The sequence below is a fragment of the Microbacterium enclense genome, assembly GCF_004022425.1.
GTDB lineage: Bacteria > Actinomycetota > Actinomycetes > Actinomycetales > Microbacteriaceae > Microbacterium > Microbacterium enclense_A.
In genome coordinates, this window is the sequence record NZ_RBZY01000043.1 from 1 (window position 1) to 20974 (window position 20974).

Here is a 20974-nt window from a genome sequence, read left to right on the forward strand (position 1 = left end):
CCTCGCCGATCCGCAGCGCTCGGTGGGTGATGTGCATCCGCTGTACGCCTACGCCCACGTGCCCGCCGGATACAGCGGGGATGCCACGGAAGCCCTGGTGTCGCAGATCGAGCGGTTCGCCCCGGGGTTCCGTGATCGGATCGTGGCGATGCGTGTGATCACCGCGACGGAGTGGAGCCGTCGCAACCCGAACTTCGTCGGCGGCGACATCCTCACCGGGGCCAAGACGCCGCTGCAGTTCACGCTGGGCCCGAGGATCTCGACTCAGCCGTACGATACGGGGGTGCCGGGCTACTACCTCTGTTCCGCAGCGACGCCTCCCGGGCCCGGGATCCACGGCCTGTGCGGTGTGAATGCCGCCCGGCGCGCGCTGCGAGGGATCGTGCCGTCCGCTCCGCGGCCCGTGGCGGGGGCGCGCGCAGCGTGACCAGCGGACCCGATCCGGCGGAGGAGCACTCCGCCGACGTCGCCGAACTGCTCGCGCTCGTCGCGCGCCAGATCGACATGCGAATGCCCGAGATCGTCCGCGAGATGCGCGACCTCCTGGCATCCCGCATCGATGACCTCGGCGGCGACCCGCAACTGGTGGAGATGCTGCAGGCGAGCATCGAAGGCAACGTGACGACGATCTGCCACATCCTCGCGAACGCCATCGATCTCGAGAGCCTGCAGCCGACGACCGCCGCTGTCGAATATGCGGCGCGTCTGGCGCAGCGCGACGTGCCCCTGTCAGCGCTGACGCGCGCCTACTATCTGGGGCAGAGCATGTTCCTGCGGATCGGTATGGACGAGGCCGAACGCCTGGGTGTCAGGGACCGCGTCAAGATCGACGTCGTCCGCGACATCGCCGATGTCGTCCACCGCTACATCGACTGGATCCTGCAGCTCGTGACGGGCGTGCACGAGCAGGAACGTCGGCGCTGGTGGAGCACCCGGGCGGCTCTCAACGCGAGCATCATCCTGAAGGTGTTGCGTGGTGACTCGCTTCCGCTCCGCGGGTTTGCCTCGGAGACCGGGTACACCCTCACGCAGACTCATCTGGGGGTCATGGCGTGGTCGGATCTGGACGCCGATGATCCCGCCCGCCAGCACGAGCTGGATCTCCTTCTGCGTCGGTTGGCTACGGCGGTGCACTCTCCCGCGCCGCCCCTCATCACCGTGGTCGATCGGTCGACGGCCTGGGCGTGGTTCGGCGGTGCTCGGCTCGAGTCGGACGCGCTGGCACGGGTCGAAGAGCTGGTGATGGCGGTGCCCGGGGTGCGCGTCACACTCGGAGAGCCGGGCCGCGACGTCGGCGGCTTCCGCCGCTCGCACGAACAAGCCGCCATCGCGCGGCTCGTTGCTCTGTCGTCTCCGCGTTACCGCGATCGTACGGTGGTGTCGTACTCCGATCCGCAGGTTGCGCTGGTGCAGCTGCTGACGAAGGATTCCACCACGACGGCGACGTGGGTGCGCGAGGTCCTGGGCGACTACGCCGCCGCCGGTGAGCACGCGCGCGTCATGCGCGAGACCGTCGCGGCGTACTACGCCACGGACAAGAACGCCGTCCGCGCGGCGGAGCGTCTCGGTGTCCACCGCAACACCGTGCGTCAGCGCGTCGACAAGTTCGAGGCCACACTGGGAGCGCGGGGCGTCGACCCGCTGCAGGTGGCGCTCGCGTTGCGGATCTACGACGACCTCATCCTCGACGGTGGTGACGTACTCCCTTCGTAGCTCCAAAGGGTCGCCCCGGCGTCCTGCACCACCACGATCCGCCGCGCCCGGCTCAGCCGATCGCGCCGATCGCGGTCGGTGACGACCTCGGACCGGACACGGATGTCGAATGCCGTTTGCGACCACCGTCGAGTGCGGCGCGGGTGGAATCATCGACACATGGCCGACGACCTCGCCCCGACCGACCTCGTCCACCTCCGCCGCGCGATCGAGCTCTCGACCCTTGCGCGCAACCACGGCAACCACCCTTTCGGCGCGGTCCTCGTCACCGCCGACGGTCGCGTGCTCGAGGCCGAGAACACGGTGCTCACCGATCGCGACGTGACCGCGCACGCCGAGACGAACCTCGTGCGTCTGGCCTGGAGAGAAGTGGATGCCACCGAGCTGGCGGCATCCACGCTCTATACGTCGTGCGAACCCTGCGCGATGTGCGCGGGGGCCATGTTCTGGGCGGGCATCGGGCGCATGGTCTACGCCCTGTCGGGCCGGGGACTCATCGCGCTCGCCGAGTCGGAGGACGGCGGCCGCGAACTCGACCTGCCGTCGCGCGAGGTGTTCGCGCACGGTGTACCGGTGGTCGCCGTTTCGGGCCCGCACCTCGAGGACGAGGCGGCCGAGCCGCACCGGGGGTTCTGGTGAATCGTTCGGAACCTCCTCCGTTCGAAGGTGCAAGCGTCCGGCTCGTTCAGCCCCGTCTAGTAGGGTGGACGACTGGTGAGATCTCTTGATATCGAGAGATCTCCCGCCTCCTCCCACCACCGATCGCCCAGCGAAGGATCATCCGTGGATCTCTACGAGTACCAGGCACGAGACCTGTTCGAAAAGTACGAGGTGCCGGTGCTCGCCGGCATCATCGCCGACACCCCTGAGGAGGCGAAGGCGGCCGCGGAGAAGCTCGGCGGTGTCGTCGTCGTCAAGGCTCAGGTCAAGACCGGAGGCCGCGGCAAAGCCGGCGGCGTGAAGGTCGCCAAGAACCCCGACGAGGCCTTCGAGGCGGCGCAGGCCATCCTCGGCCTCGACATCAAGGGCCACGTCGTCAAGCGCGTCATGGTCGCCGCGGGTGCCCGCATCGCCAAGGAGTTCTACTTCTCGGTGCTGCTCGACCGCGCCAACCGCTCCTACCTGTCGCTGTCCAGCGTCGAGGGCGGCATGGAGATCGAAGAGCTCGCCGTCGAGCGCCCCGAGGCGCTCGCGCGCATCGAGGTCGATCCGCTCGAGGGCATCTCGCCCGAGAAGGCGCTCGAGATCGCCAAGGCCGCGAAGTTCGACGACGAGCTGGCCCCCAAGGTCGCCGACGTCTTCGTCAAGCTCTTCAACGTCTACAAGGGCGAGGACGCCACGCTCGTCGAGGTGAACCCCCTGATCCAGTCCGAGGACGGCGACATCATCGCCCTCGACGGCAAGGTCTCGCTTGACGAGAACGCCGGCTTCCGCCACCCCGAGCACGAAGAGCTCGAAGACAAGGATGCCGCCGACCCCCTCGAGGCCAAGGCGAAGCAGCACGACCTCAACTACGTCAAGCTCGACGGTCAGGTCGGCATCATCGGCAACGGCGCGGGTCTGGTCATGTCGACCCTCGACGTCGTCGCGTACGCCGGTGAGAGCCACGGCGGCGTGAAGCCCGCCAACTTCCTCGACATCGGCGGTGGCGCCTCGGCCACGGTCATGGCTGCCGGCCTCGACGTCATCCTCGGCGACGCGCAGGTCAAAAGCGTGTTCGTCAACGTCTTCGGTGGCATCACCTCGTGCGTCGCCGTCGCGGAGGGCATCGTGAAGGCGCTCGAGATCCTCGGCGATGCCGCCACCAAGCCGCTCGTGGTCCGTCTCGACGGCAACCAGGTCGAAGAGGGCCGCCAGATCCTCGCCGCCGCCAACCACCCGCTCGTCACCCTCGCCGCCGGTATGGACGAGGGCGCCGACAAGGCCGCCGAACTGGCCAACGCGTAAGGGATAGGGACAGAAACATGTCGATCTACCTCAACAAGGACTCCAAGGTCATCGTCCAGGGCATCACCGGCGGCGAGGGCACCAAGCACACCGCCCTGATGCTCAAGGCCGGCACCCAGGTCGTCGGTGGCGTGAACGCCCGTAAGGCCGGCACGACCGTCACGCACAAGGATGCCGACGGCAACGACATCGAGCTCCCCGTCTTCGCCTCGGTCGAGGAGGCCATCCGCGAGACCGGCGCCGACGTGTCGATCGCGTTCGTGCCCCCGGCCTTCACGAAGGACGCGATGGTCGAGGCCATCGACGCCGAGATTCCGCTGCTCGTCGTGATCACCGAGGGCGTGCCCGTCGGCGACACCGCCGAGGCCTGGGCGTACGCGAAGTCGAAGGGCGAGAAGACCCGCATCATCGGCCCGAACTGCCCCGGCATCATCACCCCCGGTGAGGCGCTCGTCGGCATCACGCCCGCGAACATCACCGGCAAGGGCCCCATCGGTCTCGTGTCGAAGTCCGGCACCCTGACCTACCAGATGATGTTCGAGCTGCGCGACCTCGGCTTCTCGACCGCCATCGGCATCGGCGGCGACCCGGTCATCGGCACCACGCACATCGACGCGCTTGCGGCGTTCGAGGCCGACCCCGAGACCAAGGCGATCGTCATGATCGGCGAGATCGGTGGCGACGCCGAAGAGCGCGCGGCCGCGTTCATCGCCGAGAACGTCACCAAGCCGGTCGTCGGCTACGTCGCGGGCTTCACCGCCCCCGAGGGCAAGACCATGGGCCACGCCGGCGCCATCGTCTCCGGCTCCGCCGGTACCGCCCAGGCGAAGAAGGAGGCCCTCGAGGCCGCCGGCGTGAAGGTCGGCAAGACGCCGTCCGAGACCGCCGCCCTGATGCGCGAGATCATCGAAGCGCTCTGACGTTTCGCCTCACGGGCCCGGATGCCACTGGCATCCGGGCCCTTCGCGTTCGTGTGGGGTGGCGCGGCGTTCCGCTTCTCGGTTCGGTGTCCGAGACACGCGGATGCCGCCGCGATGCATCGGCGTGTTCTGGACACTGAGTCTGTTCCGGCGGCGCGTGGGGTGGTGCCAGCGTCGAGTGTCCAGGACACGCCGTGTCGGGTCGGGCGCATGCGGCGTGTCTTGGACACTCGGTGGGGGCGGCCCCGGGGTGGACGGCGTGGGGTGGCGCGGCGTTCCGCTTCTCGGTTCGGTGTCCAAGACCCGCGGATGGCGCCGCGATGCGTCGGCGTGTTCTGGACACTGAGTCTGTTCCGGCGGCGCGTGGGGCGGTGCCGGCGTCGAGTGTCCAGGACACGCCGTGTCGGGTCGGGCGCACGCGGCGTGTCTCGGACGCTCGACTCGAGGGCACGGCGCTGCCTCAACGGGAAGGGGCCCGGATGCCGTGGCATCCAGGCCCCGAGAGCAGGCGCGAGCGTCAGCCGAGCAGCGCCTCGACAGGACCGCGCGCGAAGAAGACGACGAAGCCGGCGGCGACGACCCACAGCAGTGGGCTCACGCGACGCGCGCGACCCGACAGGGCCTGGATGACGACCCAGCTGACGAAGCCCGCGCCGATGCCGTTGGCGATCGAGTAGGTCAGGGGCATCACCGTCACGGTCAGGAACACCGGGACGAGGACCGACAGGTCGCTGAGGTCGACGTGGCGGATCTGCCCCATCATGAGCGCGCCGACGATCACCAGCGCGGCAGCGGCGATCTCGGTGGGGACGATGCTCGTCAAGGGCGTGAAGAACATCGCGAGGAGGAACAGCGCGCCGGTCACGACGTTCGCGAGGCCGGTGCGTGCCCCCTCGCCGATGCCCGAGCCCGACTCGATGAACACGGTGTTCGACGACGACGAGGTCGCACCGCCGGCCACGGCGCCGATGCCCTCGATCACCAGGGCGGAGCGCAGGCGCGGGAAAGTGCCGTCCGGGGCGGCGAGGCCCGCTTCGCGGGACAGGCCGGTCATGGTGCCCATGGCATCGAAGAAGTTCGTGAACACGAGCGTGAAGACGAGCATGAGGGCGGCGAGGACACCGATGCGGCCGAACGACCCCACCAGGTCGACCTGGCCCACGAGCGACAGGTCGGGAAGGCCCACCCACTGAGCAGGCAGGGTCGGAACGCTGAGGCCCCAGCCGCCCGGGTTGTCGTCCGAGCGGGCGCCGAGCTGCGCCACCGCCTCGACGATCACCGCGATCACGGTGCCGCTGAGCAGGCCGATGAGAAGCGCGGCCTTGACCTTCCGCACCATCAGCACGGCGGTGATGAGGAGCGTGAGCACGAACAGGGCGGTGGGGATCGTCGCGATCGAGCCTTGGACGCCGAGGCCCACCGGCGGCGACGACAGGCCCGTGGCGGTCACCAGGCCGCTGTCGACGAAGCCGATGAAGGCGATGAACAGACCGATGCCCACCGTGATCGCGGTCTTGAGCGCGAGCGGCACGGCCTCGAAGATCATGCGGCGAAGGCCCGTGACCGCCAGCAGCACGATGATCAGGCCGTTGATGACGACGAGGCCCATCGCTTCCGGCCACGTGACGCCACCGACGATACCGACGGCGAGGAACGAGTTGATGCCCAGGCCGGCGGCAAATGCGAACGGCAGGCGGGTGACGACACCGAACAGCATCGTCATGACGCCGGCGGTCAGCGCGGTCACGGCAGCGACCTGCGGGAACCCGAGCTCGTTGCCCGCGACGTCGGGGGTGCCCGACAGGATGATCGGATTCAGGATGACGATGTAGGCCATCGTCACGAACGTGACCACGCCGCCGCGCACTTCGGCGCTGACGGAGGAACCGCGAGCGGTGATCTCGAAGAAGCGGTCGAGCGCGTTCTTTGGGGCGCGGGCGGTGGTGGTCTCGGGAGCGGGCGTGCTCATGGGGGCTCCAGAAAGGGAAGGGTGGCGATGCCGGGGGAGGGGGAGCGGGCCTATCGTGGGAGACATGCCACTCTCAGGAGAGTACCTACCCAGCACCAGCGAATGGGCCCGTTCGCAGGCCGAGACCTTCGAGGCCAGCGGGGGTCAGGAGGCCGCGGAACTGCGGGGAGTTCCCATCATCGTCCTCACCACTGTCGGAGCAAAAACGGGGGGTCTGCGCAAGACCGCCCTCATGCGTGTCGAGCACGACGGTCGGTATCTCGTCGTGGCATCCAAGGGTGGTGCCCCTGAGCACCCGGCGTGGTTCTACAACCTCGTGAAGAATCCGCGGGTCGAACTGCAGGACGGCGACGTCAAGCGCGAGTACGAGGCACGCCAGGTCGAGGGCTCCGAGCGCGACGAATGGTGGGCCCGCGCCGTGGCCGTGTGGCCCGACTACGACGAGTACCAGAAGAAGACCGAGCGCCGCATCGAGATCTTCGTGCTGGAGCCGGTCGCGTAACCGGTCGCGTGAGGGGTCATTTTTTGTCGCCTGGACGCCCCTCGAAGCGACAAGAAGTGACCCCTCACGCGCGTGCGGATCGGGCCCACCGCCGCGCCTGAAGGGGCGGGCCGAGAAGCGCGGGTAGGGTCGGTCTGCCCATGCATCGTCTCCTTGTCGCTCTCCTCGCCGCCCTCGACGCGCTCCTGGCCGCCGCGGTCGGTATCGCGGTGGTCCTCGCGCCCCTCGCCCTGATGTGGGTGGTCGCCCTGGGGGATGCCGATTGGTCGGCGCTCTGGCCCTCGGCCGCGGCGGTGTGGCACCTCGGGCACCTCGTCCCCATCACGGTGACCCTGCCCGACGCGTATCTCGCGGCGACCGGCGTCGACCCCTCGGTCGCGACCTTCACCCTCTCGCTCGCACCGCTCGCGTTCGCGACCTTCACGGGTCTGTTCGCCGCGCGTTCCGGGATCCGGGCCGCGGAGTCCGGGGCGGCGCTCACCGGATGGCTCTCGGGCTCGCTCGTCTTCGCCGCGATTGCCGCCCTGGTGGCCCTCACGTCGGCGGCTCCGCTGGTGTCGTTCGAGCTGTGGCACGCGATTCTCTTCCCGACGCTGATCTTCGCGGTCCCTTCCCTCGTCGGTGCCGTCGTGGGCGCCTGGCGCGTCGGCGACGAAGGTCCGGTCGATCGCGTCCGGGCGTGGCTCGGGCGGATGCCGACGGCCTGGGCGCCCGTTCCCACGCTCGTGCTCCGTGGCCTGGCGCTGACCACGCTGGGCCTGGTCGCGGTCGGAGGCGTCGTCGTGGCGGTCGGTCTCCTCGCGCGGGGGGCCCAGATCATCACGCTGTTCCAGGCCAGCAACGTCGACGCGATCGGGGCGACCGTTCTTGCCCTCGGTCAGCTCGTCTACCTGCCGACGCTCGTACTGTGGGCCGTGGCGTTCGTCGCCGGCCCCGGGTTCGCGCTGGGCACCGACACCGCCGTCACCCCCGCCGCGACGCAGGTCGGGGCCATTCCCGGCATCCCGATCCTGGGCATCGTGCCGGAATCGACGACGACCTGGCTGCTTCTTCTCGCCCTCCTGCCCGTGGCGGTGGGCGCAGTGACGGGGTGGATCCTGCGATCTCAGATGCCCGAGCGCGGCGACCACGAGCCGACCGCTCCCCGGCTGGTGATCGCCGTCGTGGTCGCGGCATTCACCGGCGGCGTCGGGGCCTTGATCGCGGTCGTCGCCAGCGGCTCGATCGGACCGGGTCGGCTCGTAGAGACCGGCCCCCACCCGGGCCCCCTCGCCCTCGCGCTGGGCCTCGAAGTTCTCGTGGGTCTCGCGATCCTGCTGCTCGGCCCGCGCCGTGCGCTGCCCTCGCGGTCGGTTCACTCCGACAGGGGTCTTGAGACGGCGCCCGCCCTGCGTGATCGTCCGTCCGGGGCACTCCTGACCGGCGCTGTCCCCTCGGCGGCGGCTGTCGCGCCGTGGCTCGACGAGCATGCCGACCGCGCTACCGACGCCGACCGCGACGCCGATGCCGACGCCGACCGTGTCACCGACGACCGTGTCGCCGCCGACGACGATGTGCAGGCTCGCATCCGAGACGCCTGGGCGCGCATCGAGCCTGTGCCTGCCGAGTGGCGGGACGATCCCGCAAGCGACGCGACCGGTGGCCGCGACCCGCGCCCCGTAGACTGACCCTCGTGCTCACGGTCGCCGTTCTCATCTCCGGCACCGGCTCCAACCTCCGCGCCCTGCTCGAGGCGGCTGCCGCCCCCGACTTCCCGGCGCGCGTGATCGCGGTCGGTGCCGACCGCGAAGCCGACGGCTTCGCCCACGCGGAGCACTTCGGCATCCCGACGTTCCTCGTCCCGTTCGACGCCTTCGAGAGCCGGGCCGAGTGGGGCGCCGAGCTCGGTGCGCAGCTGCGCGTCTGGCAGCCCGACCTCGTCGTCCTCAGCGGCCTCATGCGTCTGCTGCCCGCCGACCTCGTCGCCGAGTGGGAGCCGCGGATCATCAACACGCACCCCGCGTACCTGCCGGAGTTCCCCGGCGCGCACGGGGTTCGCGACGCCCTCCGCGCGGGCGTCGAGCAGACCGGGGCGAGCGTCATCGTCGTCGACTCGGGCGTGGACACCGGCCCGATTCTCGCCCAGGAGCGCATCCCCGTCCTCCCGGGTGACGACGAAGCGGCGCTGCACGAGCGCATCAAGCCAGTCGAACGGCGCCTGCTCATCGACGTCGTCCGCCGCATCGCCGAGGGCGACCTCGACCTGGATGCCACGGCATCCCGCACCCCCTGATCCGCGCGGCACCACCCGCCCGCGTATTCCGAACCCCCGACACGAGACACAGGAGCCGCAGCCATGGCCGGACCCCGCCACGACCCCGCCGACTACCGTCCCCGTGACATCGTCCCGATTCGCCGCGCGCTGGTATCGGTGAGCGACAAGACCGGCCTGCTGCCGTTCGCCGAAGCCCTCGCCGGAGCCGGTGTCGAGATCGTCTCGACGGGCGGCTCCGCGACTCTGCTGCGCGACGCCGGGCTCGCCGTCACCGACGTCTCGGCCATCACCGGCTTCCCCGAGTCGCTCGACGGGCGCGTCAAGACGCTCCACCCGAACGTGCACGCGGGCCTCCTCGCCGACCTGCGGCTCGCAACGCACGAGGAGCAGCTCGACGAACTCGGCATCCTGCCCTTCGAGCTCGTCGTGGTGAACCTCTACCCGTTCGTCGAGACCGTGGCATCCGGGGCCGAGGGCGATGACGTCGTGGAGCAGATCGACATCGGCGGCCCCGCCATGGTGCGCGCGTCGGCCAAGAACCACGCCAACGTCGCGATCGTCGTCTCGCCCGAGTCGTACCCCGCGATCGTCGAGTCGATCCAGCGCGACGGCGGCACCTCGCTCGTGCAGCGCCGTGAACTCGCCGCGCGCGCTTTCTCGCACACGGCCGCCTACGACACGGCGGTGTCGACGTGGTTCGCCGAGGGCACGATCGGCGACGACATCGACCTGCCGGCGCACCTGACCATCCAGGCCGAGCGCCTGTCGACGCTGCGGTACGGCGAGAACTCGCACCAGCGCGCCGCGATCTACACGCGCGTCGGCGGCCACGGCATCGCCCAGGCGACGCAACTGCAGGGCAAGGAGATGTCGTACAACAACTACGTCGACGCCGACGCCGCCCTCCGCGCCGCGTTCGACATGGTCAAGCCCGCCGTCGCGATCATCAAGCACGCCAACCCGTGCGGCATCGCCGTCGCGGCGCCGAACGCGCTCGACCCGATCGCCTCGGCACACCTGCGCGCGCACGAGTGCGACCCCGTCTCGGCGTTCGGTGGCGTCATCGCCGCCAACCGCACCGTGACGCTGAAGATGGCCGAGAACCTCCGCGACATCTTCACCGAGGTCATCATCGCCCCGGAGTTCGAGCCCGAAGCCCTCGAGGTCTTCAAGCTCAAGAAGAACCTGCGCGTGCTGCAGCTCCCCGCCGACTGGCGTCAGGAGCCCATGGACGTGCGTCTCGTCTCGGGTGGTCTGCTGCTCCAGGACGCCGACCGGTTCCCCGCCGACATCGAGTCGGTCGCGAAGGACTGGGAGCTCGTCTCGGGCGAGCGTCCCTCGGACGACGACATGACGAACCTCATCTTCGCGTGGAAGGCCTGCCGCGCCGTGAAGTCGAACGCGATCGTGCTCGCCAAGGGCTCGGCCACCGTCGGTATCGGGATGGGCCAGGTCAACCGCGTCGACTCGTGCCGCCTCGCCGTCGAGCGCGCGGGTGATCGCGCGGCCGGTTCGATCGCGGCATCCGACGCCTTCTTCCCCTTCGCCGACGGTCCGCAGGTGCTGATCGACGCCGGGATCTCGGCGATCATCCAGCCCGGCGGTTCGGTGCGGGATGCCGAGGTCGTCGACGCGGCGCGCGCCGCCAGCGTCACGATGTTCTTCACGGGCGAGCGCCACTTCTTCCACTGACGCGGGTACCGGTTCCCTCGCGATAAACGCCGATCCTCCCGAGACACGCTGCGGCACGGCGTTTCTGGGGAGGAACAGCGTTTATCGGTCTGGGTGGGGAGCAGCAGCGTCAGGCGCTCAGGCCGATGAGCTTCGCGATCGTGTTGGCGTTGCGGGCGGTGCCCGTCACACCGAGGTGCTTTTCGAACCAGCCGGCCTGCAGCTTCGATCCGCCGATCCCCTCGGGATAGCGCACGAACACTTCACGGCCGTCGAGCACGGCCTCCTCCGGGATGCCATCGGGCACCACCAGCGCGACAGCCGGAGCCGCATCGAGGAACACCGTCTGCACCCACCGCCCCTCGGCGGCGTCGGCGAACGGGTTGCGGGCGTGGGCGTCGGCCAGCTCTGCGTGCGAGCGCACGAGCACCGGGAGGTCATGGCCGAACGCCGCGCGCACGGCATCCCGAATCGTCTCAGAGACCTCGTAGGGGGAGCGGCCACCGTCGTCCAGCACGACGTTCCCGGCCACCTGCAGCGTCACGACCTCGCCGAGACCCGCGGATGCCAGCACCTCGCGCAGCGCGGGCATCTTCAGGGCCGTCGGACCACCGACACCGCGGATGAGCGCGATCGTTCTCGGCATCCCGCTTCCCTTCTCCTCGCGTGAGTCGCCAGCATTTGTCGCCGCGACGGGCGGGAGGCGACGAATAGTGCCGACTCACGCGAATCGCGAGGCTCACGCCGAGTCGCGGCCCAGGGTCTCGAGGAGGCGCAGCCAGACCTCGCTGACCGTGGGGTACGACGGGACCGCGTGCCACAGTCGCTTCACCGGCACCTCGCCGACGATCGCGATCGTCGCGGAGTGCAGGAGCTCGGCGATGTCGGGGCCGACGAACGTCGCACCGACCAGCACGCCGCGGTCGAGGTCGATGATCGCGCGGGCCTGGCCGACGTACGCGTCGGACTGCTCGCTGGACCCCGCGACGTGGGCCAGGTCGTAGTCGAGCACCTTGACGTTGAGGCCGCGCTCCTGGGCCTTCTTGGCGGTGAGACCGACGGAGGAGACCTCGGGGTCGGTGAACGTGACCTGCGGAACGGCGTCGTGGTCGGCGGTCGCGACGTGGGCGCCCCACGGGCTGTCGTCGACCTCGCCGCCCTGGGCGCGTGCGGCGATCACGTCACCTGCGGCGCGGGCCTGGTACTTGCCCTGGTGCGTGAGGAGCGCGCGGTGGTTGACGTCGCCGACGGCGTACAGCCAGTCGAAGCCGCGGACGAGGAGCGTGTCATCGACATCGAGCCACGAACCCTCCTCCAGGCCGACGGTCTCGAGACCGAGGTCGGTGGTGCGCGGAACACGGCCGGTCGCCACGAGCACCTCGTCGGCGGTCACCGTCGTGCCGTCGGACAGCTCGAGCACGCGGCGTCCGTCGTCGTCGCGGCGCGCGGCCGTGGCATCCACTCCCGTCTTCACGGTGACGCCCCGCTCGCGCAGCGAGGCGGCGACCAGTTCGCCGGCGAACGGCTCGGTGCCGCCCAGCAGGCCCGAGCGCGCGATGATCGTGACCTCGGCGCCGAGGCTCGCGAACGCGGTCGCCATCTCGGCGCCGACGACGCCGCCGCCGAGGATCGCGAGCGATCCGGGAATGCTCTGCACCGCGGTCGCCTCGCGGCTCGTCCACGGCTCGATGTCGGCCAGGCCCGGGATGCCGGGGAGCAGCGCGGCGGAACCCGTGCACACCGCGACCGCGTGGCGGGCGACCAGGTCGGTCGTCGTACCGTCGTCGGCGGTGACCTGGACGGTCTTCTCGCCGGTGAGGCGTCCGTGGCCGCGGACGAGTTCGATACCGGCGCCCTGGAGCCACTCGACCTGTCCGGAATCGTTCCAGTTGCTCGTCATCGAGTCGCGACGGCGGAGCACGGCGGCGACGTCGAGGTCGCCGGTGACGGCCTGCTTCGCGCCGTCGACATCGCGGGCGGCGCGCAGGGCGGCGCCGCTGCGCAGCAGCGCCTTGGAGGGCATGCACGCCCAGTACGAGCATTCGCCGCCGACCAGCTCGGACTCGACGATGGCAGCGGTGAGACCGGCCTGCACGGCGCGGTCGGCGACGTTCTCGCCCACGGGGCCGGCGCCGATGACGATCAGGTCGAATTCGCGTTCGCTCATGCTGCTCACGCTAGCGAGGGTCGACGACATGGGGGAGGGGTTGCGCGCCTTCCTGGGCACCGGTGCACGGAGCGGTGTCTGCGGTGGCCCCGGGGCCACCTACGGCGCCCCGGGGCCACGGACCGCCCGTCGAGGGTTGACGCGACGCACTGAACCGGTTTAGTCTCGACCCACTGAACCGGTTTAGATCGCCGGATGCCACGACGAGGTGAAGCATGACGAACGAGACGCGACCCACGATCGCCGACGTCGCGCGGCGCGCCGGGGTCAGCAAAGGCCTCGTGTCGTTCGCGCTCAACGGCCGCGCCGGGGTCGCCCCCGACACGCGCGACCGCATCCTGTCCGTCGCCGCCGAGATGGGCTGGAGCCCGAGCCTCCGGGCCCGCTCGCTCAGCGTCGGACGGGCCTTCGCGTGCGGGCTCGTGATCGGCCGCAGCCCCGACGTCATCGCCGCCGACCCCTTCTTCCCGTCGTTCATCGCGGGCGTGGAGGACGAGTTCTCCGTCTCGGGCCAGGTGCTCGTTCTCGCCGCGGCAACCCCCGGGCGCCACGAGCAGGAGACCTACCGCGGCCTCACGGCCGATCGTCGGGTCGACGGCGTGATCCTCTCCGACCTCCGCGCCGATGACCCGCGCATCGGCCTCGTCGCGAGCCTGGGCATCGCCGCCGTGACCCTCGGCGTCCCGGATGTCGACAGCCCCTTCACCTCGGTCTCGGTCGACGACGGCGCCGGCATCCGCTTGGCGGTCGACCACCTCGCCGACCTCGGGCACACCGACGTCGCGCATGTCGCGGGGCCCTTCGCGATGCTGCACGGGCGCCACCGCGCCGCCGCGTTCGAGGGCGCGGCGCGGGCACGTGGCATCCGGGCCCGTGTCGTCGAGACGGACTTCAGCGCCGCGGACGGGGCGCGGGCCACCACGGCCCTGCTCGACGCCGAGATCCCGCCGACGGCGATCGTGTACTCGAACGACAACATGGCTGTCGCGGGGCTCGGCACGGCGCAGCGCCGCGGCCTGTCGGTGCCCCGCGACCTCTCGATCACCGGGTTCGACGACACCGAACTCGGCCGGCACCTGTTCCCCGCCCTCACGAGCGTCTCCACCGACGCGCGGGGCTGGGGGGCGGCCGCGGCACGCGCTCTCCTGCAGGCCATCGCGGGAGCCGAGCCCGAGGCTCTCGTCCTCGCCGACCCCGGCCTTCAAGTGCGCGACTCGACCGCGCCGCCGATCCGAAGCTGACACCCGCGGGCCCCCGCCCGCCCCACAAGGAGGAAGACATGCGACGACGCATTCTCGCCACAGCAGTAGCCGCCACCGGCATCCTCGCCCTCTCCGCGTGCAGCGGAGGCGGCGGAGGAGGAGCCTCGGGAATGGATGCCACGGGCCCCATCACGATCTGGTACTCCAACAACGCCGCCGAGATCGCCTGGGGAGAGCAGATGGTCGAGGCGTGGAACGCCGACCACCCCGACGAGCAGATCACCGCGCAGGAGATCCCCGCCGGCTCCTCGAGCGAAGAGGTCATCGGTGCGGCGATCACCGCGGGCAACGCCCCGTGCCTGGTGTTCAACACCTCGCCCGCGGCCGTGCCCGCGTTCCAGCGCCAGGGCGGACTCGTGAACCTGTCGGACTTCCCCGACGGTGAGCAGTACATCACCGACCGCAGCGGCGACCTCGCCGATCAGTACCGCTCCGACGACGGCGGCTTCTACCAGCTTCCCTGGAAGAGCAACCCCGTCATGATCTTCTACAACAAGGACCTCTTCGCCCAGGCCGGGCTCGACGCCGAGAATCCGCAGCTCTGGACGTACGACGAGTTCCTCACGGCGGCGCGGCAGCTGAAGAGCGCCGGCGTGGCGCCGTACGCCATCAACCCGGCGCCCACGAGCGAGTTCTTCCAGTCGTGGTTCGACTTCTACCCGCTGTACGCCGCGCAGACCGGCGGGACGCAGCTCGTCGAGGACGGTCAGGCGACGTTCGACGATGCCGACGGCGAGGCCGTCGCGAACTTCTGGCGCGAGATCTACGCCGAACAGCTCGCCGGCAACGAGCAGTACCAGGGCGACGCGTTCGCCGACGGTCAGGCCGCGATGGCGATCGTCGGGCCCTGGGCGGTGTCGGTGTACCAGGACAAGGTCAACTGGGGCGCCGTGCCCGTGCCCACCGAGAACGGCACGGCCGCCGACGAGACGTGGACGTTCAGCGACGCGAAGAACGTCGGCCTGTTCACCGCGTGCGAGAACAAGGGCACCGCGTGGGAGGTGCTGAAGTTCGCCACGAGCGAGGAGCAGGACGGCACGTGGCTCGAAGAGACGGGCCAGATGCCGTTGCGCACGGACCTGACCACCACGTACGCCGACTACTTCGCCGCCAACCCGGCGTACGAGCAGTTCGGCGACCAGGCCGCCCGCACCGTCGAGGTGCCGAACGTCACGAGCTCGGTCGAGATCTGGCAGGCGTTCCGCGACGGCTACTCGCGGGCGGTCATCTTCGGCGAGGAGGACGTGCAGACCTTCCTCTCGGACGCCAAGACCCAGATCGACCAGCTCGCGGCGGGGCAGTGACATGACCGTCGATCTCGCCGGCTCGACCGGCCGGACCGGGGGCGACCCCGACCGGTCCGGTCGAGCCGGGGGAGCGATGGATGCCGGGAAGAAGCGGCGGCGTCCGTTCGGTGCGCAGCCGCTCGGCATCCTGTTCTCCGCGCCGTACCTGATCTTCATCGGGGTGGTCTTCGCCTACCCGATCGTGTTCGCGGTGTGGATGTCGTTCCACGACTACTTCTTCACCGCCCCGGGCGCCACCGTCGATCGGCCCTTCGTCGGCCTCGACAACTACGTCACGGCGCTGAGCGATCCGGCCGTCTGGCGGTCGTTCGGCAACGTCGGCATCTTCCTGCTCATCAACGTCCCGCTGACGGTCGTGCTGTCGATCGTGCTGGCCACGGCGTTGGACCGGGTGGTGAGGGCCCGCGCGTTCTTCCGTGTCGCGTTCTACGTGCCCTACGTCACGGCATCCGTCGCGGTGGTCGCGGTGTGGCTGTTCCTGTTCTCGAACTCGGGGCTGATCAACAACGCCCTCGGTCCGCTCGCGCCGAACCCCTCGTGGCTAGTCAACTCCGCGCTGGCGATGCCGACCATCGCGTTGTTCGTGACGTGGAAGGGCCTGGGGTTCTACATCCTGCTGTACCTCGCGGCGCTGCAGAACGTGCAGCGCGAGCTGTACGAGTCGGTCGCGGTGGACGGCGGCGGTCGGCTGCGGCAGTTCTTCTCGGTGACCGTGCCCGGCGTGCGTCCGGCGACGTTCCTCGTGGTGCTGCTCGCGACGATCACCGGCGCGAACCTCTTCACCGAGCCGTACCTGCTCACGAACGGCGGCGGCCCCAACGGGGCGTCGACGTCGCCTGTCCTGCTGATCTACCAGAAGGGCATCGAGCAGCAGAACCCCGACGTGGCCGCGGCCATCGGGGTGGTGCTGATCGTGTTCGTGCTGATCATCGCGGCGCTCCAGCGCCGGTTCGTGGGGAGGGAGGAATCATGAGGACCAAGGTCGTCACGTACGGTGTGCTGACACTCGGCGCGCTGGCCTTCCTGTTCCCGTTCTATTACATGGTGGTCGGCTCGCTGCAGACGAGCCCCGACACCTCGATCGCCGGGGCTTTCCCGCACCCGTCGAACCTGACCCTCGAGAACTACACGGCCATCGACGGCCGCATCAACCTGCTCACGGGCCTGACGAACTCCGGGATCTTCACCGGCGGAGTGATCCTCGGCACGATCGTGTTCGGCGTGCTCGCCGGGTACGCGCTCGCGGTGCTGAAATGGCGCGGGCGGTCGGCGACCTTCGCGCTCGTGCTGCTGGTGCAGGTGATCCCGTTCCAGCTGCTGATGATCCCGCTGTACGTCATGATCGCCCGCGACTACGGGCTGAGCGACAGCTACCTGGGCATGATCCTGCCGTTCTTCATCAACTCCACGGCCGTCGTGATCTTCCGGCAGTACTTCCTGCAGCTCCCGAAGGAGCTGTTCGACGCGGCCCGCATCGACGGGGCGAACGAGTTCCGGCTGCTGTGGAGCGTCGCGCTTCCGCTCGTGCGTCCGGCGCTGCTGACCGCCGTGCTGCTGACCTTCATCGGTCCGTGGAACGAGTTCCTGTGGCCCTTCCTCATCACGAAGGACGCCGCGATGCAGCCGCTCGCGGTGTCGCTGGCGAACTTCATCTCCACGATCGCCGCGTCCACGACCAATCCCTTCGGCGCCATGATGGCCGGCGCCGTCGTGCTCGCCGCCCCCGCGGTGGCGCTGTTCCTGATCTTCCAGCGCTACTTCACCTCCAACGACCTCGGATCCGGAGTAAAAGGATGACAATGACCCCCGATTCCCCCGTCCCCTACCGCCTCACACGAGTGGGTGTGGTGATGACCCCCGAGCCCGGCAACATCCAGGAAGCGGAGGGCGTGCTCAACCCGGCCTCGGGCCGCGGCCCCGACGGAGAGCTGTACCTGCTGCCGCGCCTCGTCGCCGAGGGCAACGTCTCGCGCGTGGGCATCGCCCGCGTCGTCGTCGAGGACGGTGTGCCCGTCGCCGTCGAACGCGAGGGAGTGGTGCTCCAGCCCGACCGCGGCTGGGAGCGCGGCGCCGACAACGCCGGCACCGAAGACCCGCGCACGACCTGGATCGATGCCCTGGGGCTGCACGTCATGACGTACGTCGCCTATGGCCCGCTGGGCCCGCGCACCGCCGTCGCCGTCTCCGAGGACCTGCGCGACTGGCGGCGTCTCGGACCCGTGCTGTTCCGCTACCAGGACGACCTCGACATGGACCTGAACCTGTTCCACAACAAGGACACGGTCTTCTTCCCCGAGACGGTCACGGCCCCCGACGGCAGCGAGGCGTTCGCGGTGCTCCACCGACCCATGTGGGACCTCGGCGAGACCAAGCCCGGACAGGGCGTGCGGGTGCCGGCCGGGGTCTCGGACGAGCGGCAGTCCATCTGGATCAGCTACGTGCCCGTGGCATCCGTCCGGGAAGACCTCGCGAACCTCACGCTGTGGGAACAGCACCGCTTCGTCGCGGGGCCGGAGTTCCCCTTCGAGGCCGTGAAGATCGGCGGGGGACCGCCGCCGCTGCGCATCCCCGAGGGCTGGCTCGTGCTGCACCACGGCGTGACGGGAGTGATCGACAGCGCGTTCTCGCAGCAGCAGAAGGTCAACTACGCCGCGGGTGCCCTGATCCTGGATGCCGACGACCCCAGCCGCGTGATCACGCGGACGCCCGAGCCGCTGCTGGCCCCCGAGACCGACGACGAGCGCAGCGGCATCGTGCCGAACGTCGTCTTCCCGACCGCGATCGAGGAGATCGACGGCCGCCACTTCGTGTTCTACGGCATGGCCGACTCGAAGATCGGCGTCGCCCTGCTCGAGCGCACCGACTGAGACCCGCGTCGCGTCCGGCGCCGTGACGGCCTGGGCGCGGCGCGGTCACAACTCCTGCGGACTCGCCGTCACGGCCGGCCCCCGGGTGGGCCGCGGGGCGGTTCTGCAGGAGTTGTGCCTCCCCACCACCCCCATCGAAAGGATCCCCCCATGAACGCACGATGGAGTGCGCGCGGTCTCGCCCTCGCGGGCGCGGTCGCCCTCGCGGTGCCGCTCGGCACCGCACCGGCGTCGGCGCTGGCCCCGGCCCCGGCCACCGTCGCAGCAAGCGCTGCCCCGGCCGCCCCGCTGACCAATCTCGACCACCTCGACTTCCTGCTCGACTCGCCGACTCCGCCCGCGGACGTCGCCGGCCACACCACCTACCGCCTGGCCGAGGAACCGACGCTCCTCGCGCCGTGGACCTACGCCGACGCCCGCGCCGGTGGAACGTTCGAGCGGATCGGCGGCGGCCCCCTCGACCCCGCGACGGGCGACTGGGGTCAGGGCGCGTACAACGCCGACGACACCACCCGCGCCGCGGTGGTCTACCTCCGGCACTGGCAGCAGACGGGCGACGCCGACAGTCGCGCCAAGGCGTACGACCTGCTCCGCACCGTCGCGTACCACCAGACGGTCGACGGCCCCGACGCCGGGAACGTCGTGCTGTGGATGCAGCCCGACGGCGAGCTGAACCCCTCCGCGGAACCGGTCGAGCTGCCCGACCCGTCCGACTCCGGTCCGAGCTACTGGCTCGCCCGCACGGTGTGGGCGCTCGGCGAGGGGTACGCGGCCTTCGCTGACGACGACCCCGACTTCGCCGCATTCCTCCAGGAGCGACTGGCCCTGTCGCGCGGCGCGATCGAGCGCGACGTCCTCTCGAAGTACGGCCAGTACGTCGAGGCCGACGGCAAGAGGGTGCCCGCGTGGCTCATCGTCGACGGGGCGGATGCCACGGCCGAAGCGGTCCTCGGACTCACCGCGGCCGTGCGTGCCGGCGACGACTCCTCGACCACCGCGGCGCGTCAGCTCGCCGAGGGTGTGGCGGCCATGGCATCCGGATCCTCCCGCGAGTGGCCGTACGGCGCCGTGCTCCCGTGGGCGCAGTCACCGGCGATGTGGCACGCGTGGGGATCGCAGATGCCGGCGGCGCTCGCCGTGGCCGCCGACGTGCTCGACCAGCCCGCGCTCGCCGAGCCGGCGATCGCCGACGCCACCGGCTTCACCACGACGCTGCTCACCGCGGGCGGGCCGGACAACGGCTGGTATCCCAGCCCGACCGACCGCGTGCAGATCGCGTACGGCGCGGACTCCCGCGTGCAGTCGCTCGTGGCACTCGCCGACACGACCGGGTCGCGCGCGTTCGCCGACCTCGCCGGCATCCAGGCCGCCTGGTTCTTCGGCGCGAACCACGCCGGCGCGCCGATGTACGACCCGGCGACAGGCGTGACCTTCGACGGGCTGCAGACCGACGGCACGGTGAACCGCAACAGCGGGGCGGAGTCGACCATTCACGGACTCCTGACCGCCCTCGCCCTTGACGCGCACCCGGCGATCGCCGCGCGGGCGACGGCGCTCACCTCCGTCACCGACCGCGTCGGCCTGACGTTCGTTCAGGCGGAGGATGCCACCTCCACCGACGGCACCGTGTCGACACCGACGTCGTGGACGGGCGAGTCGAGCTGGTCGGGCGACGCCCTCACTCTGCAGCCCGGACAGAGCGCGACGTGGGACATCGGTTCCGCCGACACGAAGCGCTGGGTCGAGCCGGTCGTGTTCTCGCAGCCGGGCGAACGGTCGCTCTCGCGCTGGCGCGGGAATGGCGTGCTGAACGTGACCGGACCCGCTCAGGGCATCTCGCCGACGCCCGGCGTGCTGCTGCCGCACGCGCTCACCGTCGCCGTGCCCGAGCGTCGAACCGAGGTGGACGTCTCGGCGTTGCGCGGAGACCTCGTGCTGGACGGGCTCATCGTGCGGCCGTTCGTGTCGCGCCTCGTGCTCGAAGGCGCCGGGAGCCGCAGCGAGCTCGTGCAGTCGAGTGCGCGAGGCGCGCAGCGCACGACCGTGTCGGGCGGTGGAACGGTCCGCGTCTACGACGCGCGCGGCGCGCTGCTTCGCACGAGCGCGTTCGAGGGAGAGACGACGGTGCTCCTCCCCGCGGGCGGCTTCGCGGTCGCGGAGCGCTGAGTCCCCGGCATTTGCCGGACGCGGCGCCGACCGTGCGAGGGTCGGCGCCGCGGTGGCATCCGGGGTTCTGGTGCACTTCTGTGGCCCCGGGGCCACGTCCGGCGCCCCGGGGCCACGAACGTCGGACAGCACCTCCCACCCGCGCCGCGGACCGGCTCGACCATCGAGGCCTGCTTCTGACTCAGCAGGGCGCGTACCGCAGCGCTTGAGGGCCTACGCGCGCTCCTCA

Annotated in this window: 18 protein-coding genes; 15 read left to right on the forward strand and 3 right to left on the reverse strand. The window is 70.4% G+C overall.

Features of this window, described 5'->3' with window-relative positions; translation table 11 throughout:
- The 5 genes from D8Y23_RS16835 to sucD form a co-directional block, all read left to right on the forward strand.
- On the forward strand, positions 1–427 hold a 427-nt coding region (locus D8Y23_RS16835), incomplete at its 5' end, for a phytoene desaturase family protein (protein ID WP_428844479.1).
- Positions 424–1713 carry a PucR family transcriptional regulator gene (locus D8Y23_RS11975; protein ID WP_128218357.1) on the forward strand — a complete coding sequence of 430 codons (1290 nt, stop codon included), beginning with the start codon at positions 424–426 and terminating at the stop codon, positions 1711–1713. The genes D8Y23_RS16835 and D8Y23_RS11975, both read left to right, overlap by 4 nt.
- A 159-nt stretch (positions 1714–1872) precedes the next feature.
- Positions 1873–2352, forward strand: a complete 480-nt coding sequence (locus tag D8Y23_RS11980; protein WP_128218358.1) for a nucleoside deaminase — start codon at positions 1873–1875, stop codon at positions 2350–2352.
- Positions 2353–2496: 144 nt separating this feature from the next.
- Positions 2497–3660, forward strand: a complete 1164-nt coding sequence (gene sucC, locus D8Y23_RS11985; RefSeq protein WP_128218359.1) for an ADP-forming succinate--CoA ligase subunit beta — start codon at positions 2497–2499, stop codon at positions 3658–3660.
- A 17-nt stretch (positions 3661–3677) separates the two neighbouring features.
- Positions 3678–4580, forward strand: coding sequence for a succinate--CoA ligase subunit alpha (gene sucD / locus D8Y23_RS11990; RefSeq protein ID WP_128218360.1), 903 nt, complete (start codon positions 3678–3680; stop codon positions 4578–4580).
- 517 nt (positions 4581–5097) lie between these two features.
- Here sucD and D8Y23_RS11995 read toward each other — a convergent pair.
- Complete coding sequence (locus D8Y23_RS11995; RefSeq protein WP_128218361.1) at positions 5098–6549, reverse strand: NCS2 family permease; 1452 nt, start codon at positions 6547–6549, stop codon at positions 5098–5100.
- A 64-nt stretch (positions 6550–6613) separates the two neighbouring features.
- Here D8Y23_RS11995 and D8Y23_RS12000 point away from each other — a divergent pair, with 64 nt between their 5' ends.
- From D8Y23_RS12000 to purH, 4 genes are all read left to right on the forward strand, one after another.
- Positions 6614–7051, forward strand: a complete 438-nt coding sequence (locus tag D8Y23_RS12000) for a nitroreductase family deazaflavin-dependent oxidoreductase (RefSeq protein WP_128218362.1) — start codon at positions 6614–6616, stop codon at positions 7049–7051.
- A 140-nt stretch (positions 7052–7191) separates the two neighbouring features.
- Entirely contained in the window at positions 7192–8718 is a 1527-nt protein-coding gene (locus D8Y23_RS12005; RefSeq protein ID WP_205797135.1) for a cell division protein PerM, read from the forward strand.
- 5 nt (positions 8719–8723) lie between these two features.
- Positions 8724–9323: a phosphoribosylglycinamide formyltransferase gene (purN, locus tag D8Y23_RS12010; RefSeq protein WP_128218363.1), complete on the forward strand. Its 600-nt coding sequence runs from the start codon at positions 8724–8726 to the stop codon at positions 9321–9323.
- 63 nt (positions 9324–9386) lie between these two features.
- Entirely contained in the window at positions 9387–10997 is a 1611-nt protein-coding gene (gene purH / locus D8Y23_RS12015; protein ID WP_128218364.1) for a bifunctional phosphoribosylaminoimidazolecarboxamide formyltransferase/IMP cyclohydrolase, read from the forward strand.
- Positions 10998–11106: 109 nt separating this feature from the next.
- On the opposite strand, the gene D8Y23_RS12020 is transcribed toward purH, so the two are convergent.
- Positions 11107–11622 carry a DUF1697 domain-containing protein gene (locus D8Y23_RS12020; protein ID WP_128218365.1) on the reverse strand — a complete coding sequence of 172 codons (516 nt, stop codon included), beginning with the start codon at positions 11620–11622 and terminating at the stop codon, positions 11107–11109.
- A gap of 93 nt (positions 11623–11715) precedes the next feature.
- Positions 11716–13143 (reverse strand): dihydrolipoyl dehydrogenase family protein, encoded by a 1428-nt coding sequence (locus tag D8Y23_RS12025; protein ID WP_128218366.1) that lies wholly within the window; start codon positions 13141–13143, stop codon positions 11716–11718.
- 215 nt (positions 13144–13358) lie between these two features.
- On the opposite strand from D8Y23_RS12025, the gene D8Y23_RS12030 reads away from it, so the two are divergent.
- The 6 genes from D8Y23_RS12030 (at position 13359) to D8Y23_RS12055 (ending at position 20745) form a co-directional block, all read left to right on the forward strand.
- Complete coding sequence (locus D8Y23_RS12030; RefSeq protein WP_128218367.1) at positions 13359–14384, forward strand: LacI family DNA-binding transcriptional regulator; 1026 nt, start codon at positions 13359–13361, stop codon at positions 14382–14384.
- Positions 14385–14422: 38 nt separating this feature from the next.
- Positions 14423–15709, forward strand: a complete 1287-nt coding sequence (locus tag D8Y23_RS12035; RefSeq protein WP_128218368.1) for an extracellular solute-binding protein — start codon at positions 14423–14425, stop codon at positions 15707–15709.
- Position 15710: 1 nt separating this feature from the next.
- Positions 15711–16685: a carbohydrate ABC transporter permease gene (locus D8Y23_RS12040; protein ID WP_128218369.1), complete on the forward strand. Its 975-nt coding sequence runs from the start codon at positions 15711–15713 to the stop codon at positions 16683–16685.
- On the forward strand, positions 16682–17509 hold the full coding sequence (locus tag D8Y23_RS12045) for a carbohydrate ABC transporter permease (protein WP_128218370.1): 828 nt from the start codon (positions 16682–16684) through the stop codon (positions 17507–17509). The genes D8Y23_RS12040 and D8Y23_RS12045 overlap by 4 nt, the downstream gene beginning before the upstream one ends.
- Before the next feature lie 2 nt (positions 17510–17511).
- Positions 17512–18579 (forward strand): glycoside hydrolase family 130 protein, encoded by a 1068-nt coding sequence (locus tag D8Y23_RS12050; protein WP_128218371.1) that lies wholly within the window; start codon positions 17512–17514, stop codon positions 18577–18579.
- A 150-nt stretch (positions 18580–18729) separates the two neighbouring features.
- A complete protein-coding gene (locus D8Y23_RS12055) occupies positions 18730–20745 on the forward strand; it encodes a hypothetical protein (protein WP_128218372.1) in 2016 nt (671 codons plus the stop codon).
- The last annotated feature ends 229 nt before the right edge of the window (positions 20746–20974 follow it).

Coding starts and splice junctions, on each gene's coding strand:
- D8Y23_RS12045 (WP_128218370.1), top strand. CDS start 16,682: ATGAGGACCAAGGTCGTCACGTACGGTGTGCTGACACTCGGCGCGCTG.
- D8Y23_RS12025 (WP_128218366.1), bottom strand. CDS start 13,143: ATGAGCGAACGCGAATTCGACCTGATCGTCATCGGCGCCGGCCCCGTG.
- sucD (WP_128218360.1), top strand. CDS start 3,678: ATGTCGATCTACCTCAACAAGGACTCCAAGGTCATCGTCCAGGGCATC.
- D8Y23_RS12040 (WP_128218369.1), top strand. CDS start 15,711: ATGACCGTCGATCTCGCCGGCTCGACCGGCCGGACCGGGGGCGACCCC.
- D8Y23_RS11980 (WP_128218358.1), top strand. CDS start 1,873: ATGGCCGACGACCTCGCCCCGACCGACCTCGTCCACCTCCGCCGCGCG.
- D8Y23_RS12050 (WP_128218371.1), top strand. CDS start 17,512: ATGACCCCCGATTCCCCCGTCCCCTACCGCCTCACACGAGTGGGTGTG.
- D8Y23_RS12020 (WP_128218365.1), bottom strand. CDS start 11,622: ATGCCGAGAACGATCGCGCTCATCCGCGGTGTCGGTGGTCCGACGGCC.
- D8Y23_RS12055 (WP_128218372.1), top strand. CDS start 18,730: ATGAACGCACGATGGAGTGCGCGCGGTCTCGCCCTCGCGGGCGCGGTC.
- D8Y23_RS12035 (WP_128218368.1), top strand. CDS start 14,423: ATGCGACGACGCATTCTCGCCACAGCAGTAGCCGCCACCGGCATCCTC.
- D8Y23_RS12000 (WP_128218362.1), top strand. CDS start 6,614: ATGCCACTCTCAGGAGAGTACCTACCCAGCACCAGCGAATGGGCCCGT.
- D8Y23_RS11995 (WP_128218361.1), bottom strand. CDS start 6,549: ATGAGCACGCCCGCTCCCGAGACCACCACCGCCCGCGCCCCAAAGAAC.
- D8Y23_RS12005 (WP_205797135.1), top strand. CDS start 7,192: ATGCATCGTCTCCTTGTCGCTCTCCTCGCCGCCCTCGACGCGCTCCTG.
- D8Y23_RS12030 (WP_128218367.1), top strand. CDS start 13,359: ATGACGAACGAGACGCGACCCACGATCGCCGACGTCGCGCGGCGCGCC.
- purH (WP_128218364.1), top strand. CDS start 9,387: ATGGCCGGACCCCGCCACGACCCCGCCGACTACCGTCCCCGTGACATC.